Source organism: Bradyrhizobium brasilense, from assembly GCF_029714345.1.
Taxonomy (GTDB): Bacteria; Pseudomonadota; Alphaproteobacteria; order Rhizobiales; family Xanthobacteraceae; genus Bradyrhizobium; species Bradyrhizobium australafricanum.
The window spans coordinates 6,333,798-6,349,818 of the sequence record NZ_CP121669.1; the positions used below are offsets into that span (position 1 = coordinate 6,333,798).

The window sequence follows — 16,021 nt, forward strand, 5'->3', positions numbered from 1 at the left end:
CAATCCTCCCCTTATTCGTTGTTATCCGGTCCGCGCCACGTTGCCCTGGGCTGATCCGCGCGACAGCCAGTTGGCGCCACCGATCAGGACGCCGAGCAGCACGGTCTGCACCAGGCTGAAGGCCGCGGTCTTGCCGATATTGCCGCCCTCGTAATAGTCGAGCAGCAGCACCGACATCACCATGGTGTTGCTGGTGTACAGGAACAACGACGAGCCGAGCTCGCGGATCGCCAGCACGAACAGCAGCGTCATCGACGCCAGCACGCCCGGCCGCGCCAGCGGCAACACGATCGTCCTGATGGTGCCGAGCATGCCCTTGCCGCAAACCCAGGCGGCCTCCTCGAGCTCGCGGTGGATTTGCAGGAACGAGGTCGACAGCGCTTTCACGGTGTCCGGCATGAAGCGCGCAATGAAGGCCAGCGCGAGAATCCAGATCGTGCCGTAGAGCCCACCCGGCACGCCGATCCAGGCCCAGAGATAGGCGACGCCGACCACCAGCCCGGGGATCGCGACCGGCAGGGTCGAGATCAGGTCGATGGCGCCGCGTCCGCTGACGCGGGTGCGATGGATGGTGTAGCCGATCGCAAAGGCGAGCGCGCCGCCGACAACGGCCGTGATGACGCCGACCTCGACCGCATTGTAGATCGAGCGCATCGTCAACGGATTGTCGAAGATGCTCTCGAAATGCGTCAGCGAATATTGCCGCATGTCGAACAGGCTCGCGACGTCGCGGATGAACATGAACTTGCGGAACGCCGCGACGATCAGCGCCAGCGACGGCAGCACCACGACGATGAGGAGGTAGACGATCCCGATCGCGAAGGTGAGCCAGCGCCATGGGCCGAGATCGAGGCTGCGCGGCCGGAACGCCTTGCCCGCGACGGTGGTATAGCTGCGCCCGCTCAGCAATTTCTGCTGCAGATAGACCAGGAGCCCCGTGACCACCATCAGTATGATCGCGACCGCAGCCGCGGTGTTGTAGAGCGGCGGCGACCAGTTGGTGAGCTTGAAGATGTAAGTGGTGAGCACGTTCAGGTTGGTCGGCGCACCGAGCACGGCGGGGATGCCGTAGATGCCGAGCATCACGATGAAGGACAGCAGCATGCCCGAGACGATCGCCGGCATGATCAGCGGGAACGTCACCGTGAACAGGGTCGCGACCGGGCTCGCGCCGGAGATTTCCGCGGCCTCCTCCAGGCTCGGGTCCATGTTGCGCAGCGCCGACGAGGTGAACATGTAGACATAGGGCGCGTAGTAGATGCCGAACACGAACACCAGGCCCCACATCGAATAGAGATCGACGCGCAGGTCGGAGCCCATCCACTTGAACATCGTGTTGATCAAGCCGGTCTTCGGCGAACCGAGAATGGCCCAGGCCACCCCCGCGACCAGCGGCGGCGCGAACAGCGGCAGGATGCTGGCCGCGGCGATGAAGCCCTTGAACGGCGTGTTGGTGCGCACCACGATCCAGGAGAACAGGAGCCCGATCGCGACCGCGATCACCGTGCCGCCACCGCAGGCGATCAGCGTGTTGAGCAGCGCTTCGGCGACGTTCGGATTGGCCAGCACGGCGAGGAAATTGGCGATCGACAAATGGCTCAGGCTGAGACGGATGCCGTCGACCACCGGATTGGTGTCGGTGAGCGCGCCGAGCAGCAGCATGAAGACGGGATAGATGACCAGGAAGGTCAGGATCGTCAGCAATGCCGCGACCCAGAGGCCGGTGAACGCGCGGCGGCGAGTTCCCTCGCTGGCGCTTCGCATGGCTTCGCTGCGCCGGTCGGCCTGTCCGTGCAATGCGCGTTCCCTCTTGCGGCCCGATCTGACGCCGGGCCTGCTTGTATACCAAGGTAGTCGATCGCGACTGTGACGCAAGCTATCCGAAAGTCGCTTCGGCGCGTTTCTGTGACGCACCATGGGAACACGAAATCGATTGATCGCGTTCGCACGCTGCATCCACCGCCGTCGTCCCGGCGAAGGCCGGGACCCATACTCCGCGGCGGATGTCTTGAACGGGACTCGTCGTTCCAACACGCCCGACAAGCAGCATCGGTGGTTATGGGTCCCGGCCTGCGCCGGGACGACGATGCGGGTGGGGCGGAATTCGAGATGTCAAGACAGCCACTCGGTGTCATCACCCGCGCAAGCGAAAGCGGGTGATCCATCACTGACACCTCACTCCAAGGCATGGACGGCCTCCCGAATCGGACCAATCCAGCCAATGTTGATGTGTCAGCTATGTCTCCGAACACCCGTCAGTGATCTGTCCGGGCTGAACATCGAGCCGGGCGATGACAGATCTGGATGGGACGCAGTTGCGTCGCCACAGGCTGCCGGGACGCCGGCCCGGAACGATCCGGGCCGGCGTCGGCATTCTAGGCAAGGTAATTGCCCTCGAGCGCCGGCATGATGTCGAGCACTTCGAAGTAATGGTCCCAGAACTTCGTCTCGCGCAGGTGGTCGCAGAACCACGCCCAGGCCGAGAGGTCATCGGTCTCGCAGATCATGACGTCGGTCGCCCTGGTCGAGAAGGCCTCCGGCTCGAACCAGCGCACCTGCAGCTCCGGACGGCGCCGGAGCAAGGGAATGACCTCCTCGTGCAGGAAGGCGAGGCGCTGCTCGGTCTTCAGATCGAGCCAGTGCCGCGTGGTCTTGACCATGACGAAGATATGAAACCTGTGCGGATCGTCCTCGTGCTCGGGAAGCACGGGAGACGAGGTCGTTTGCAGTGTCACCATTGATCGGTTCTCCTTTCACGGCCATAATGTGAGTAATTGCTCATATTCCACAACTCGCGTTTTGGGAGATGCCCGCCATGCCGCCGAAGCGGCGCATAAAGGCCCGGAAACAGCCGCTTCAGCAGCGTTCGCGGGAAACCGTGGCGGTGATTCTGGAAGCGGCGGCTCGCGTTTTGGAAGCGGGCGGGCTCGAGGGCTACAGCACCAACGCGGTGGCCGAGCGCGGCGGGATCAGCGTCGGCTCGGTGTACCAGTACTTCCCCAACAAGGACGCGCTGACGCTGGCTTTGATCACGAGGTTCGAGGACGCGCTGCTGGCGAAAGTGCGGGATGCAGTCGCGGCATCCGAGGGCAAGAGCCTGACGGCATCGCTCAACCTGATCGTTCGGGCCCAGCTCGAGGCGCATGGCGAGCGGGCCGGGCTCAATCGCATTCTGGAGGCCGAGGAGGATCGCCTGCGCCCGGCGTCATCGGGCACGTCAGCGGCCGGCGAATTGAAGGAGCTGGTCGCCGCCCTGCTGGCTCGGCATCGTCGTGAGATCGCAAGGCCCGTCGACGATGACGCCGTCGAGGATCTGATCGTGATCAGCCGCGCCATGGTCGACCACGCGCTTCAAAACGACCTATCAGAGGCCGCGGCCAGCCGTCGGGTGCTGCGCGCCATCGAAGGATATCTGTTCGGTCCGCGGCGGGACTTCTGACGCTTCCGGCAAGGCCGCTTCGCATACGCATCATGCAATGGCGCGGCTGGGGAACGGGATGCCGGCGTAGTACATGGCGGCCCCGGAGACATTTCAGGCATGCTCGAGAAGACCCCGACCACCGCGGCAACGGCGCCGATCACCGATGGGTTGCCTTGGGAACGCCGCCGCTGGGCGGTGGCCGCGATCTTCACGGCGCTGGCGATGGCCTCGCTCGATACCGCGATCGCCAATATCGCGCTGCCGGCGATCGCGAGCGATCTGCATGTCAGCCCTGCGGAAGTGGTCTGGGTCGTCAACGTCTATCAGATCGCGCTGGTCGCGACGCTGCTGCCGCTCGGCGCGCTCGGCGAGATCATCGGCCACCAGCGAATCTATCTCGGCGGCCTTCTGCTGTTCACATTGGCGTCACTCGGCTGTGCCCTGGCGTGGTCGCTGCCGAGTCTGCTGGTTGCGCGCACCTTGCAGGGGCTCGGCGCCAGCGGCCTGATGAGCGTCAACACCGCGCTGGTGCGCTTCGTCTATCCGAGCCGGATGCACGGCCGCGGCTTCGGCCACAATGCGCTCGTGGTCGCGACCGCCTTTACGCTGGGGCCGACCATCGCCTCCGGAATCCTCGCGCTCGGCCCATGGCCCTGGCTGTTCGCCGTCAACATTCCCTTCGGCGTCGTCGCGTTGCTGATCGGCATGAAGACGCTGCCGACGACGCCGCGCGCCACCCACGCCTTCGATTTCGCCGGCGCGGCGCTGGCCTGCGCCTGTCTCGGCCTCTTCATCATCGGCATCGGCAGCGCCGCGCACAAGGCCGCGCCGGCGCTTGTCATCGCCGAGCTTGTCGGCGCCGTCCTGTTCGGATGGATCCTGACCCGGCGGCATGCCGACCATCCGGCGCCGATGCTGCCGATCGACCTGTTCCGGCGGCCGATCTTCGCGCTGTCGGCCGCGACCGCCGTCTGCTCATTCGCTGTGCAGGGCCTCGCCTTCGTATCGCTGCCGTTCTACTTCGAGGACATATTGCACCGCTCGCAGGTCGAGACCGGCTTCTTCATGACGCCCTGGCCGCTGGTGGTCGCCTTCATGGCGCCGATCGGCGGCCGGCTGTCGGACCGCTATCCGGCCGGCATCCTCGGCGGCATCGGCATGCTGCTGCTCGGGCTTGGCATGGTGCTGCTCGCGACCCTGCCGACCGAGCCCAGCGTCGCCAACATCGTCTGGCGCACGATGATCTGCGGCATCGGCTTCGGCTTCTTCCAGACCCCCAACATGAAGGCGATCATGTCGAGCGCGCCGTCGCATCGCAGTGGCAGCGCCAGCGGCATCGTTGCGACCGCGCGGCTGACCGGGCAGACCACCGGCGCCGCCCTCGCCGCGCTCTGCTTCGCGCTGGCCGACCGCGAGGGCGCCACCGTGGCGCTGGCGCTGGGTGCCGGATTTGCCGCGCTCGGTAGCGTCATGAGCTTCCTGCGTTTGGCGGTCGCTTCACCGCAAAAGTCATGACAGGTATGCGGCGCGCACAGTCCGCGGCCAAACACCACAGCATCAACTTTCTTTCGCGCTGCGAGCGCATTTTCTTGATTTGAACCGTTCCAGTTTCAAGGCCAACATCGCGCTGCAGTCCGGTCGGAGGATCGGACCCTTCAGGGGATCGCGATGGCAAACCTCAAAATTAACGGCAAGACAATCACTGTAGACGTCGAGGACGATACGCCACTGTTGTGGGCTATCAGAGAGAACGTCGGACTGACGGGGACCAAATACGGTTGCGGCATTGCCCAATGCGGCGCCTGCACCGTGCATATCGACGGCGTCGCGATGCGCTCCTGCGGCGTCACGGTGAGCGAAGCGGCCGGCAAGGAGATCACCACGATCGAGGGTCTCGCGGCGGGCGGCGTGATGCACAAGGTGCAGCTCGCCTGGATCGCCGGCGACGTGCCGCAATGCGGCTATTGCCAGAGCGGCATGATCATGGCCGTCGCGGCGCTCTTGAAGGACAATCCGAAGCCGACCGACGACGACATCAACGACGCCATCACCAATATCTGCCGCTGCGGCACCTTCCAGCAGGTGCGCGAGGCGATCCATGCTGCCGCGAACGCATAAGGACGCAGCGATGAACCAGCACGTCATGCCAAAGCTCAATCGCCGCGCCTTCGTGATCGGCACCGCAACCGCCGGCGCCGGCCTCGCGCTCGGCCTTGACCTGCCGTTCGGCGGCCCTGCCGTGGTGCGCGCAGCCGACGGCGCGCCCGAGGTCAATGCCTGGGTCGTGATCCGGCCCGACGACACCGTGGTGATCCGCATCGCCCGCTCCGAGATGGGCCAGGGCACGCTCACCGGCCTCGCCCAGCTCGTCGCCGAAGAACTGGAATGCGACTGGTCGAAGGTCACGACAGAATATCCGACGCCCGGCCAGAGCGTCGCCCGCAAGCGCGCCTGGGGCGACTTCTCGACCGGTGGCAGCCGCGGCATCCGCACCTCGCAGGACTATGTCCGCAAGGGCGGCGCCACCGCGCGCGTGATGCTGATCCAGGCCGCAGCCAACGAGTGGAAGGTGCCGGCCTCGGAGTGCAAGGTCTCTAACGGAGTCATCACCCACACGCCCTCGGGCAAGACGACGACCTACGGCAAGGTCGCGGAAGCCGCGGCCAAGCTCGAGCCGCCGGCCGACGTCAAGCTGAAGGACCCGAAGGACTGGACCATCGCCGGCAAGGGCCTGAAGCGGCTCGACACATCAGACAAGACCACCGGCAAGATGGTCTACGGCATCGACGTCAAGCTGCCGGGCATGCTGAACGCCGCGATCAAGGATTGCCCGGTGTTCGGCGGCAAGGTGAAGAGCTTTGACGAGGCCAAGGTCGCTGGCATGAGGGGCGTCAAGAAGGTGGTGCAGGTCGGCGACAGCGCCGTTGCCGTCGTCGCCGACACCTGGTGGCACGCCAAGACCGCGCTGGATGCGTTGCCGATTGTCTGGGACGAAGGCCCCAACGCCAAGGTCTCCAGCGAGACGATCGCGACATGGCTCGCCGAAGGTCTCGACAATGCGCAGCCGGCCTATGTCGGCAACCAGAATGGCGACGCCAAGGCGGCGATCGCCAGCGCTGCCAAGAAGGTCGAGGCGGTCTACAGCTATCCCTACCAGAACCACGCCACGATGGAGCCGATGAACGCCACCGTGCTCTACACGCCTGACAAATGCGAGGTGTGGTGCGGCACGCAGAATGGCGAGGCGGCCTTCGCCGCGGCGCTCGAGGCCTCCGGCCTGCCGGCGGAGAAGGTCGACGTGCACAAGCTGATGCTCGGCGGCGGCTTCGGCCGGCGCGGCATGACCGACTATGTGCGGCAGGCGGTGGCGATCGCCAAGCAGATGCCGGGCACGCCGATCAAGCTGTTGTGGTCGCGCGAAGAGGACATGCAGCACGGCAAGTATCACCCGATCACGCAGTGCAAGCTGACCGGCGCGTTCGATGCCGACAACAAACTGGTCGCGCTGCATTACCGGCTGTCGGGTCAATCCATCCTGTTCTCGGTGCGCCCGGAAGCATTGCAGAACGGCATGGATCCCGCCGCATTCCAGGGCGTCGCGCAAGCCGGCGAGGCCGCGATCGGCTATTCGGTGCCGAACCTGCTGGTCGAGCATTCGATGCGCAACCCGCACGTTCCACCGGGCTTCTGGCGCGGCGTCAACGTCAATCACAACGCGATCTACATGGAATGCTTCATGGACGAGCTGGCGCTGGCGGTCGGCCAGGACCCGCTCGAATTTCGCCGCAAGCTGATGGGCAAGCACCCCAAGCATCTCGCCGTGCTCAACGCCGTGGCCGAGAAGATCGGCTGGGGCACGCCGGCGCCGCAGGGCGTCTATCGCGGCATCGCGCAGGTGATGGGCTATGGCAGCTATGTTGCCGGTGCCGCCGAGATCTCGGTGACCGACGGCAGCAAGATCAAGGTGCATCGCATCGTCGCCTCCACCGATCCCGGCTATGTCGTCAACCCGGCGCAGGTCGAACGGCAGATCGCGGGCTCCTTCGTCTACGGCCTCAGCGCGCTGTTCTACGGCGGCTGCACCGTGAAGGACGGCCGCATCGAGCAGACCAATTTCGACACCTACAACTCCATGCGCATCAACGAGATGCCGAAGGTGGAGTCGGTGATGGTGCCGAGCGGGGGATTCTGGGGCGGCGTCGGCGAGCCGACCATCGGCGTTGCGGCGCCGGCGGTGCTGAACGCCTATTTCGCCGCGACGGGAAAGCGCATCCGCAGCTTCCCGCTGCGCAACCAGAACATCAGCTTCGCCTGATCAAACCGGAAGCGGCGGCCCGACCGGCCGCCGCCTCCCTTTTTCGGATTCTCATGCATGGCGGTCACGCGTCATCAGACGCGCAGGGATGTGATCCGTGGCGCCGCTGCCGTCGCAGCGGCCGCCCTGGCGCGTCCGGCGCTGGCGCAGGCAGCGCCGCGCATCGCGGTGATCGGCGGCGGCTTCGGCGGCGCGGCCTGCGCGCGGGCGCTGCGGCGGCTCGACACCAAGCTTCAGGTCACGCTGATCGAGCCGAACAGGACTTTCACCGCCTGCCCGTTCAGCAACGAGGTGATCGCAGGTCTGCGCGAGCTTGCCGCACAGCAATTCAGCTACGACAAGGTTGCGGCCGACGGCATCACGATTGCCGCACAGGCGGCGACGAAGGTCGACGCGCAGGCGCGCAGCATCGCGCTCGCTGATGGGACAACGCTGTCCTATGACCGGCTGGTGCTGGCCCCCGGCATCGACATGCGCTTCGACGCCCTCTCCGGCTATGACGAGGCAGCGGCCGAGAAGATGCCGCACGCCTGGAAGGCCGGCGAGCAAACCATGCTGCTGCGCAAGCAGCTTGAAGCCATGGACGATGGCGGCCTCGTCGTGATCGCGGTGCCGGCTGCGCCGCTGCGCTGTCCGCCCGCCCCTTACGAGCGCGCCAGCCTGATCGCGCATTATCTGAAGACGAACAAGCCGAAGTCGAAGATCCTGGTGCTCGACGCCAAGGACAATTACTCGCAGCAGAAGCTGTTCGAGAAGGCCTGGACGGAGCTCTATCCCGGCATGATCGAACGGATCGCGCTGTCGCAGGGCGGACGGGTGACGTCGGTCGATCCGGCGACGAATGAGATCGTCACCGACTTCGGCAACTATACCGCCGCGGTCGCCAATGTGATCCCGCCGCAAAGGGCCGGCCGCATTGCCGCGATCGCGGGCGCCGCGGACCACACAGGCTGGTGCCCGATCGATCCCGTCAGCTTTGCTTCAAAGCTCGTTCCCAACATCCACGTCATCGGTGATGCCGCGATCGCCGGCGGCATTCCGAAATCCGCCTCCGCGGCGACAGCGCAAGGCCGCGCCTGCGCGGCCGCGATCGTGAGCGCGCTTGCCGGCAAGGCGCCGGAGACGCCGCGGCTGGATGGTGCCTGCTACAACACGGTCGCGCCGGGCTACGCCTTCTCGCTGAAGGGCATCTATCAGCCGAAGGAAGATCAGTACGCCGAGGCGGAGATCACCACGAGCCCGGTCGATGCGCCGCACGAGGTGCGCCAGCGCGAGGCAAATCAGGCGCTCGACTGGTTCAAGAGGATCACGGGAGATGCCTTTGGCTAGGCTCGCCCTCACAATGCTTCTCGCCGCGGGACTGCTCGCGGCCTGCCGGCCCGTCGGCGCCGAGGAGCTGCGATCCTACACCGTCGTGGGCGATGCGATTCCGGCCTCGCTGACGGGAACCAGGGGCGATGTCGCGCGCGGCCGCGCGCTGATCGTCGAGCGTTCCTCCACTTGCATCCTCTGCCACAGCGGCCCATTTCCCGAGCAGGCGTTCCAGGGCGACCTCGCGCCGAACCTTGCCGGAAGCGGCAGCCGCTGGTCGGAAGGACAGTTGCGGCTCCGCCTGGTCGATGCGTCGCATCTCAATGCGGCGACGATCATGCCGTCCTACTATCGCGTCGAAGGGCTCGTGCGGGTCGGCACCTCGTGGCGCGGCAAGCCGATCCTGTCGGCGGAGCAGATCGAGGATCTCGTGGCTTACTTGACGACACTGCGGAACTAGGACCAATCAATCGATGGCGAATTCGGACCACACCACACGCCGGACGTTTCTGAGCCTGACTGGCGGCGCCGCCGCGCTGGTGATCGTGCGCCCCGTGGACGCGACGCCGGCAATGCTGTCGGCCGCGATCCGCAAGGTCATCGGCGAGGCCGATGTGCACACGGGCAAGGTCAAGCTCGACATTCCGCCGCTGGTCGAGAATGGCAACACGGTGCCGATGACGGTCAGCGTCACCAGCCCGATGACGGCGGTCGAGTATGTGAAGAGCATCCACATCTTCAACGAGAAGAATCCGCAGCCGAACATCGGCAATTTCTATCTCGGGCCGCGCGCCGGACGCGCCCAGGTGTCGACCCGCATCCGCCTCGCCGACAGCCAGAAGGTCACCGCCATCGCGCGGCTGTCCGACGACACGTTCTGGTCTGCAACCGCCGACGTCGTGGTGACGCTCGCTGCCTGCACCGAGGAGGCGATCTGATGCCGTCGGCCCTGATCAATGTCCCGGCCAAGGCCAAGCGCGGCAGCGTCATCGAGATCAAGACGCTGATGTCGCACATCATGGAGACCGGCTACCGCCACACCGCCTCGGGCAGCGTGGTGCCGCGCGACATCATCACGAGCTTCACTTGCCGCTTCAACGGCGAGGAGGTGTTCCGCGCCGATCTTTATCCTGCGATCGCGGCCAATCCGTTCATCACCTTCTTCACGACTGTGACCGAGAGCGGCAAGTTCGAGTTCGAGTGGATCGGCGACAAGGGATTTTCGGAGACCGCGCAGGCTTCGATCACGGTCGAATGAGGATTGCGGTCTGCATCGCGCTGCTGACGGCGATGGCGGGCGCCGCGCTCGCCGACGAGATCCCGCAAGGCGAACGCCGCTCCGGCTATAGTTTCATGAGTCCGGACACCAAGGCGATGCAGGACGAGGACACCGCCAATCCCGGCATGCTGTCCGTGCTCGACGGCGAGGCCTTGTGGACGCGCAAGGCCGGCACCGCCAACAAGGCCTGCGCCGACTGCCACAACGACGCGCGCGTCAGCATGAAGGGCGTCGCGGCGCACTATCCGGCCTTCGACAAGACGCTAGGCAAGCCGGTCGACCTCGAGGGACGGATCAACCTCTGCCGGACCAACCACCAGCAGGCCTCGCCCTTCGCCTATGAAAGCCGTGAGCTGCTGGCGCTGACCGCCTATGTCGCACGGCAATCGCGCGGCATGCCGATTACGGCCGGCGACGATCCGGAGCTCGCGCCGTTCGTCGAACAGGGCCACGCGCTGTTCATGCAGCGGCAGGGTCAGCTCAATCTCGGTTGCACCAACTGCCACGATGATAACTGGGACAAGAAGCTCGCGGGCAGCACGATCACGCAAGGGCAGCCGACCGGCTATCCGCTATACCGGCTGGAATGGCAGGCGCTCGGATCGTTGCAGCGGCGGCTGCGCGCCTGCATCACCGGCATCCGCGCGCAGGCCTATGACTATGGCTCGCCGGAGCTGGTCGAGCTCGAGCTCTATCTGATGACGCGGGCGCGTGGCATGCCGGTCGAGACGCCGGCGGTCAGGCCTTGACTACACAGCTCCATCCGCGTCATTGCGAGGAGCGGAGCGACGAAGCAATCCATCCCTCCGCGCGCTGGGTAGCAATGGATTGCTTCGCTTCGCTCGCAATGACGGCGAAATGTGCGGGCTTCAGCGCTCGGCGAACGCCTTTTCCACCACGAACTGCGCGGGCTCGCCGTGATTGCCTTCGACGAAGCCGCGGCCGTTCAGCAGCGTGCGGGTGTCGGCGACCAGCGCCGGCGAGCCGCAGATCATGACGCGGTCATGGGCGGCATCGAGCGCCGGCAGGCCGATGTCGGTGAACAGCTTGCCCGAGGTGATGAGGTCGGTGATGCGGCCGCGGTTGCGGAACGGATCGCGCGTCACGGTCGGGTAGTAGATCAGCTGGTCGCGCACCAATTCGCCGATCAGTTCGTCCTGCGGCAGCTTCTCGGTGATCATCTCGCCATAGGCGAGTTCCTTGACGCGGCGGCAACCGTGCAGCAGCACGACCTTCTCGAACCGGTCATAGGTCTCGGGATCCTTGATCACGCTGAGGAACGGCGCGAGGCCGGTGCCGGTGCCGACCAGATAGAGGTTGCGGCCGTCCTCGAGGTTGTCGATGACCAGCGTGCCGGTGGCCTTGCGGCTGACGATGATCTCGTCGCCTTCCTTGAGGTGCTGGAGGCGCGAGGTCAGCGGGCCGTCCGGAACCTTGATCGAGAAGAACTCCAGCGTGTCCTCGTAATTCGCGCTGGCGACGCTGTAGGCTCGCAGCAGCGGCTTCTCGCCGATCTTGAGCCCGATCATGGTGAACTCGCCGTTGCGGAAGCGGAACGACGGATTGCGCGTGGTTTTGAAGGAGAACAGCGTGTCGGTCCAGTGGTGAACGCTGAGGACGCTTTCCTGGTTGAAATTGCTCATCGTCAGTTTCCTTGACGCGCGGGCCGGATTGGCGGCAAAATCATTTGTACACGATCGTTCGTATACAAATGAATAATCCAGCTTGATCCGGCCGTCAAGCCACGGGCACAATGGCCGGCGAAGGCGTTGAACCTAAAGGAAAAACCATGGCGCACGATGCACCCCAGGCGACCGGTCCGAGCAAGCTGGTGATCCGCAATATCGGGCTGTTGCTGTCGGGGGCCCTGGAAAAGCCGATCCTGGATGCCGATACCATCGTCGCCGAGAACGGCAAGATCACCGCGATCGGCCGCCTCAAGGAGGTCGACACCGAAGGCGCCACCACCATCGTCGATGCCAATGGCACGACGGTCGCGCCCGGGCTGATCGACAGCCACGTCCACCCCGTCGCCGGCGACTGGACGCCACGGCAGAACCAGATCAACTGGATCGACAGCTATCTGCATGGCGGCGTCACCACCATGATCTCCGCCGGCGAGGTGCACATGCCCGGGCGTCCGCGCGACGTCGTCGGGCTGAAGGCGATGGCGATCTTCGCACAGCGCGCGTTCTGGACGCTGCGACCGGGCGGCGTGAAGGTGCATGCCGGCGCGCCCGTGATCGAATGCGAGATGGTGGAGGACGACTTCAAGGAGATGGCCGCCGCCGGCGTCAAGCTGCTCGGCGAGGTCGGGCTCGGCGGCGTCAAGGATGGACCGACCGCGCGCAAGATGGTCGGCTGGGCGCGCAAATACGGCATTCAGAGCACGATCCACACCGGCGGCCCGTCGATCCCGGGCTCCGGCCTGATCGACAAGGACGTGGTGCTGGAGGCCGACACCGACGTGGTCGGCCACATCAATGGCGGCCACACCGCCCTGCCCGACGACCAGATCCGCTGCATCTGCGAGGGCTGCAAGCGCGGGCTCGAGCTGGTGCATAACGGCAATGAGCGCTCGGCGCTGTTCACGCTGCGCACCGCGCGCGAGATGGGCGATCTGCACCGCGTCATCCTCGGCACCGACGCGCCCGCCGGCTCCGGCGTGCAGCCGCTCGGCATCTTGCGGATGGTCTCGCTCTTGTCCTCGCTCGGCGAGCTCCCGGCCGAGCTGGCGTTCTGCCTGGCGACCGGCAACACCGCGCGGATGCGCGAGCTCGATTGCGGCCTGATCGAGGTCGGCCGCTCGGCCGATTTCGTGCTGATGGACAAGGCACAGCATTCGCCGGGCAGGAACATCCTGGAGAGCGTTCAGCTCGGCGATCTCCCGGGCATCGGCATGACCATCATCGATGGCATCGTCCGCACCCAGCGCAGCCGCAACACGCCGCCCGCGGGCAAGGTGCCGGAGGTGGTGGCGAAGTGACGTGCACCAAAGCCGTTGCGCGGCGGTGACGGGGTCAACAGCGGTGCAACATATCCGGTGTCGCCCCGGCGCAGGCCGGGACGACACCGAGCATTTGGTGCCACTCGTCAGTCATACATTTACTTGCTCTCAGGGTGATCGTGCTGGATCGCTTGCTCAACCCATTGAGCGGGCTGCCAGATCGCGCGCCCGGCGGCGCGCGGCTTTGCCGCGCCGCCTGCGTAACCGAACCTTGTTTTCACCGGTCACCATTGCGGTGTATCCTGACCGCAAGCGAACCTTAGCCGGCGGCACTCGCAAGAGGCATTTTCGATCCGGATAGTTCTTGCTGCTGCGTGCCGCCATGCCGTGTTGATGTACACCAGGCAATCAGGAGGCAGCCGATGACGATGAGGCCAGATCCTACGTTCCACGCGTCGCCGAAGCTCGCGATGGAAGCGCCGGCCGAGAGCTTTGCCTACACCGTGCTGCTCAGTCCGGATTTTTCAAAGCCGGACGCGCTCGCGGTGATCGACGTCAAGCCCGGCTCTCCGACCTACAGCAAGATCGTCCATACGGTGACGATGCCCAACAAGGGCGACGAGTTCCACCATTTCGGCTGGAACGCCTGCTCATCGGCGCTGTCCCCGCTGGCCGGACACGCCTTCCTCGAGCGTCGCTATCTCATCATCCCCGGCATGCGATCGTCCCGGATCTATATCGTCGACACCAAGCCGGACCCGACGCAAGCGAAGATCCACAAGATCATCGAGCCCGAGGAGATCTTCAAGAAAACCGGCTACTCGCGACCGCACACCATCCACTGCGGGCCGGAAGGCATCTATGTCAGCACGCTCGGCGGGAGCGGCAAGGACGGCACCGACGGCCCGCCCGGCATCTTCATCATGGACTGCGAGACATTCGAGGTGCTCGGCCGGTGGGAGATCGATCGTGGGCCGCAGACCAAGCATTATGACTTCTGGTGGAATCTGCCGCGCGACTACATGGTGAGCAGTGAGTGGGCCTTGCCGCCACAGTTCGAGAACGGCATCGTGCCGGAAGACCTGCTGTCGAACAAATACGGCCATCGGCTGCATTTCTGGGACCTGCGCGCCCGACGCAATGTCCAGACCATCGACCTCGGCGCCAATCATCAGATGGCGCTGGAGGTGCGTCCGGCGCACGATCCGGTTCGCGAACACGGCTTCGTTGGCGTCGTGGTCGATACCACGAACCTCGAGGGTTCGATCTGGACCTGGTGGCGCGAGGGCGGCAAGTTTCACATCGAGAAGACGGTGACGATCCCGCCCGAGCCCGCATCGAAGGACCAGCTGCCGCCGCTGCTGCAGGGTTTCGGCGCCGTACCTCCGCTGGTGACCGATATCGACCTGTCGATGGATGACAAGTTTCTCTACGTCGCCTGCTGGGGCACCGGCGAGATGCGCCAATACGACGTCAGCGATCCGCGCAAGCCGAAGCTCGCCGGGTCGGTCCGCATCGGCGGCATCGTTCATCGCGCGCCTCACCCGAACGGACAGGCTTTTGCCGGCGGGCCGCAGATGGTCGAGATCAGCCGCGACGGCAAGCGGGTGTACTGGACCAATTCGCTCTACTCGACCTGGGACGACCAGTTCTATCCGCAAGGCATTCCTGGCGCCGAGGTGATGGCGAATGCAAGCCCGGGCGGAGGCCTCGAACTGGCGAAGGACTACTGGGTCAGCTTCCCCGACGGCTACCGGGCGCACCAGATCCGGCTCGACGGCGGTGACTGCTCCACCGACTCGTTCTGCTATCCGTCGGTCTAGAGCGCTTTCGAGCGAAGTGGGTACCGGTTCGCGTGAAGAAAACGCGTCAAAATATGAATCCAGAGCCCGTTCCGATTCGATCGGAACGGAAAAGGCCCTGACGTGAGCCCGGCCGACTGGACTCCGGCCTGGCTGTGGCTGGCGGTCATCGCGAGCGGCCTCTACCACGGGATCAACCCAAGCATGGGCTGGCCGCTCGCGGTTTCCGCGGGATTGATGCAGAGGAGTTCGCGCGCGCTGCTGACCGCGCTTGGCCCGCTTGCGATCGGTCATTTGCTGGCGATGCTGCTGGTGATCCTTCCGTTCGCGCTCCTGATCACCCTCGTCGAATGGCAGCGCACGATCCGGATCGGCGCCAGCCTGCTCGTCATCCTGTTTGGTGTCTATCGGCTGATCGACCGGCGCCATCCGCGCGCCCTGGCGCGGATACCGCCGACGCAACTCGCTTTGTGGTCATTCACGGTGGCGATCGCCCACGGCGCGGCGCTGATGCTGGTGCCGATCTATCTGGGGTTGTGCCGCGAGGCTGAAGCCGACCAAGGCCATGCGGCCGCCAACAGCCTGATCGACACCAGCTTCACAATGGCCGTGCTGGTCTCGATCGTCCATGCCGGCGCGATGATCGCCGCTGGCGGATGCCTGGCGTGGCTGGTCTACCGCTACCTCGGCCTCAAATTCGTATCCCGGAGCTGGTTCAACCTGGACACGGTTTGGGCGCTCAGCCTGGTGCTGGTCGGCGCCGTCGCGCTGGCGCTTGGCCTGGAATCGTAGTGCGGACGCAGCACGCTGCCCAATCGGCAAGGTTGTGGAGGTCGTGACACGTGAGGCACGATAGATGACCCGTCATCCTTGTAAGTCAGGAGGCACTGGATCGGATAGAGTGTCCGGTGCGGTAACGGACGGGAGACCGCTTCATCCCAGGGCT

Annotated in this window: 15 protein-coding genes; 12 read left to right on the forward strand and 3 right to left on the reverse strand. The window is 65.3% G+C overall.

Translation table 11 applies throughout. The features are described 5' to 3' along the window. Window positions 1-21: 21 nt before the first annotated feature. Complete coding sequence (locus tag QA635_RS29625) at window positions 22-1,764, reverse strand: ABC transporter permease (protein WP_283063042.1); 1,743 nt, start codon at window positions 1,762-1,764, stop codon at window positions 22-24. Between the two features lie 611 nt (window positions 1,765-2,375). After that, window positions 2,376-2,738, reverse strand: a complete 363-nt coding sequence (locus QA635_RS29630; RefSeq protein WP_283063043.1) for a darcynin family protein — start codon at window positions 2,736-2,738, stop codon at window positions 2,376-2,378. Window positions 2,739-2,815: 77 nt separating this feature from the next. Between QA635_RS29630 and QA635_RS29635 the strand changes: the two genes are divergently transcribed. The 9 genes from QA635_RS29635 (at window position 2,816) to soxA (ending at window position 11,075) form a co-directional block, all read left to right on the forward strand. Continuing rightward, window positions 2,816-3,439, forward strand: coding sequence for a TetR/AcrR family transcriptional regulator (locus tag QA635_RS29635; RefSeq protein ID WP_283063044.1), 624 nt, complete (start codon window positions 2,816-2,818; stop codon window positions 3,437-3,439). 99 nt (window positions 3,440-3,538) lie between these two features. Further along, the gene (locus QA635_RS29640; RefSeq protein ID WP_283063045.1) at window positions 3,539-4,936 is read left to right on the forward strand and encodes an MFS transporter; all 1,398 of its coding nucleotides are present in this window, start codon (window positions 3,539-3,541) and stop codon (window positions 4,934-4,936) included. Between the two features lie 153 nt (window positions 4,937-5,089). After that, window positions 5,090-5,539 (forward strand): (2Fe-2S)-binding protein, encoded by a 450-nt coding sequence (locus tag QA635_RS29645; RefSeq protein WP_283063046.1) that lies wholly within the window; start codon window positions 5,090-5,092, stop codon window positions 5,537-5,539. Between the two features lie 10 nt (window positions 5,540-5,549). Next, complete coding sequence (locus tag QA635_RS29650; RefSeq protein WP_283063047.1) at window positions 5,550-7,736, forward strand: xanthine dehydrogenase family protein molybdopterin-binding subunit; 2,187 nt, start codon at window positions 5,550-5,552, stop codon at window positions 7,734-7,736. Between the two features lie 57 nt (window positions 7,737-7,793). Then, entirely contained in the window at window positions 7,794-9,065 is a 1,272-nt protein-coding gene (locus tag QA635_RS29655) for an FAD-dependent oxidoreductase (protein WP_283063048.1), read from the forward strand. A 13-nt stretch (window positions 9,066-9,078) separates the two neighbouring features. Continuing rightward, entirely contained in the window at window positions 9,079-9,507 is a 429-nt protein-coding gene (gene soxX / locus QA635_RS29660; protein ID WP_283071889.1) for a sulfur oxidation c-type cytochrome SoxX, read from the forward strand. A 13-nt stretch (window positions 9,508-9,520) separates the two neighbouring features. After that, a complete protein-coding gene (locus tag QA635_RS29665; RefSeq protein ID WP_283063050.1) occupies window positions 9,521-9,985 on the forward strand; it encodes a SoxY-related AACIE arm protein in 465 nt (154 codons plus the stop codon). Beyond that, window positions 9,985-10,305, forward strand: coding sequence for a thiosulfate oxidation carrier complex protein SoxZ (soxZ, locus tag QA635_RS29670; protein WP_038383936.1), 321 nt, complete (start codon window positions 9,985-9,987; stop codon window positions 10,303-10,305). Before QA635_RS29665 ends, soxZ begins: the two co-directional genes overlap by 1 nt. Further along, window positions 10,302-11,075, forward strand: coding sequence for a sulfur oxidation c-type cytochrome SoxA (gene soxA / locus QA635_RS29675; RefSeq protein ID WP_283063051.1), 774 nt, complete (start codon window positions 10,302-10,304; stop codon window positions 11,073-11,075). Before soxZ ends, soxA begins: the two co-directional genes overlap by 4 nt. 120 nt (window positions 11,076-11,195) lie before the next feature. Here soxA and QA635_RS29680 read toward each other — a convergent pair whose 3' ends face one another. Further along, window positions 11,196-11,969: a ferredoxin--NADP reductase gene (locus QA635_RS29680; protein WP_092082629.1), complete on the reverse strand. Its 774-nt coding sequence runs from the start codon at window positions 11,967-11,969 to the stop codon at window positions 11,196-11,198. Between the two features lie 146 nt (window positions 11,970-12,115). On the opposite strand from QA635_RS29680, the gene QA635_RS29685 reads away from it, so the two are divergent. The 3 genes from QA635_RS29685 to QA635_RS29695 all read left to right on the forward strand — a co-directional run bounded on the left by QA635_RS29685 (window position 12,116) and on the right by QA635_RS29695 (window position 15,867). Next, window positions 12,116-13,312, forward strand: coding sequence for an amidohydrolase family protein (locus QA635_RS29685; protein WP_283063052.1), 1,197 nt, complete (start codon window positions 12,116-12,118; stop codon window positions 13,310-13,312). Window positions 13,313-13,695: 383 nt separating this feature from the next. Continuing rightward, window positions 13,696-15,096, forward strand: coding sequence for a selenium-binding protein SBP56-related protein (locus QA635_RS29690; RefSeq protein ID WP_076827078.1), 1,401 nt, complete (start codon window positions 13,696-13,698; stop codon window positions 15,094-15,096). A 102-nt stretch (window positions 15,097-15,198) separates the two neighbouring features. Then, the gene (locus tag QA635_RS29695) at window positions 15,199-15,867 is read left to right on the forward strand and encodes a hypothetical protein (RefSeq protein ID WP_283063053.1); all 669 of its coding nucleotides are present in this window, start codon (window positions 15,199-15,201) and stop codon (window positions 15,865-15,867) included. Window positions 15,868-16,021: the final 154 nt, after the last annotated feature.

What these genes read in the sequence shown, in the direction of transcription:
- QA635_RS29655 (WP_283063048.1), top strand. Translation starts at nt 7,794, where the DNA reads ATGGCGGTCACGCGTCATCAGACGCGCAGGGATGTGATCCGTGGCGCC.
- soxX (WP_283071889.1), top strand. Translation starts at nt 9,079, where the DNA reads ATGCTTCTCGCCGCGGGACTGCTCGCGGCCTGCCGGCCCGTCGGCGCC.
- QA635_RS29650 (WP_283063047.1), top strand. Translation starts at nt 5,550, where the DNA reads ATGAACCAGCACGTCATGCCAAAGCTCAATCGCCGCGCCTTCGTGATC.
- QA635_RS29680 (WP_092082629.1), bottom strand. Translation starts at nt 11,969, where the DNA reads ATGAGCAATTTCAACCAGGAAAGCGTCCTCAGCGTTCACCACTGGACC.
- QA635_RS29645 (WP_283063046.1), top strand. Translation starts at nt 5,090, where the DNA reads ATGGCAAACCTCAAAATTAACGGCAAGACAATCACTGTAGACGTCGAG.
- QA635_RS29630 (WP_283063043.1), bottom strand. Translation starts at nt 2,738, where the DNA reads ATGGTGACACTGCAAACGACCTCGTCTCCCGTGCTTCCCGAGCACGAG.
- QA635_RS29635 (WP_283063044.1), top strand. Translation starts at nt 2,816, where the DNA reads ATGCCGCCGAAGCGGCGCATAAAGGCCCGGAAACAGCCGCTTCAGCAG.
- soxA (WP_283063051.1), top strand. Translation starts at nt 10,302, where the DNA reads ATGAGGATTGCGGTCTGCATCGCGCTGCTGACGGCGATGGCGGGCGCC.
- QA635_RS29690 (WP_076827078.1), top strand. Translation starts at nt 13,696, where the DNA reads ATGACGATGAGGCCAGATCCTACGTTCCACGCGTCGCCGAAGCTCGCG.
- QA635_RS29640 (WP_283063045.1), top strand. Translation starts at nt 3,539, where the DNA reads ATGCTCGAGAAGACCCCGACCACCGCGGCAACGGCGCCGATCACCGAT.
- QA635_RS29665 (WP_283063050.1), top strand. Translation starts at nt 9,521, where the DNA reads ATGGCGAATTCGGACCACACCACACGCCGGACGTTTCTGAGCCTGACT.
- QA635_RS29685 (WP_283063052.1), top strand. Translation starts at nt 12,116, where the DNA reads ATGGCGCACGATGCACCCCAGGCGACCGGTCCGAGCAAGCTGGTGATC.
- soxZ (WP_038383936.1), top strand. Translation starts at nt 9,985, where the DNA reads ATGCCGTCGGCCCTGATCAATGTCCCGGCCAAGGCCAAGCGCGGCAGC.
- QA635_RS29625 (WP_283063042.1), bottom strand. Translation starts at nt 1,764, where the DNA reads ATGCGAAGCGCCAGCGAGGGAACTCGCCGCCGCGCGTTCACCGGCCTC.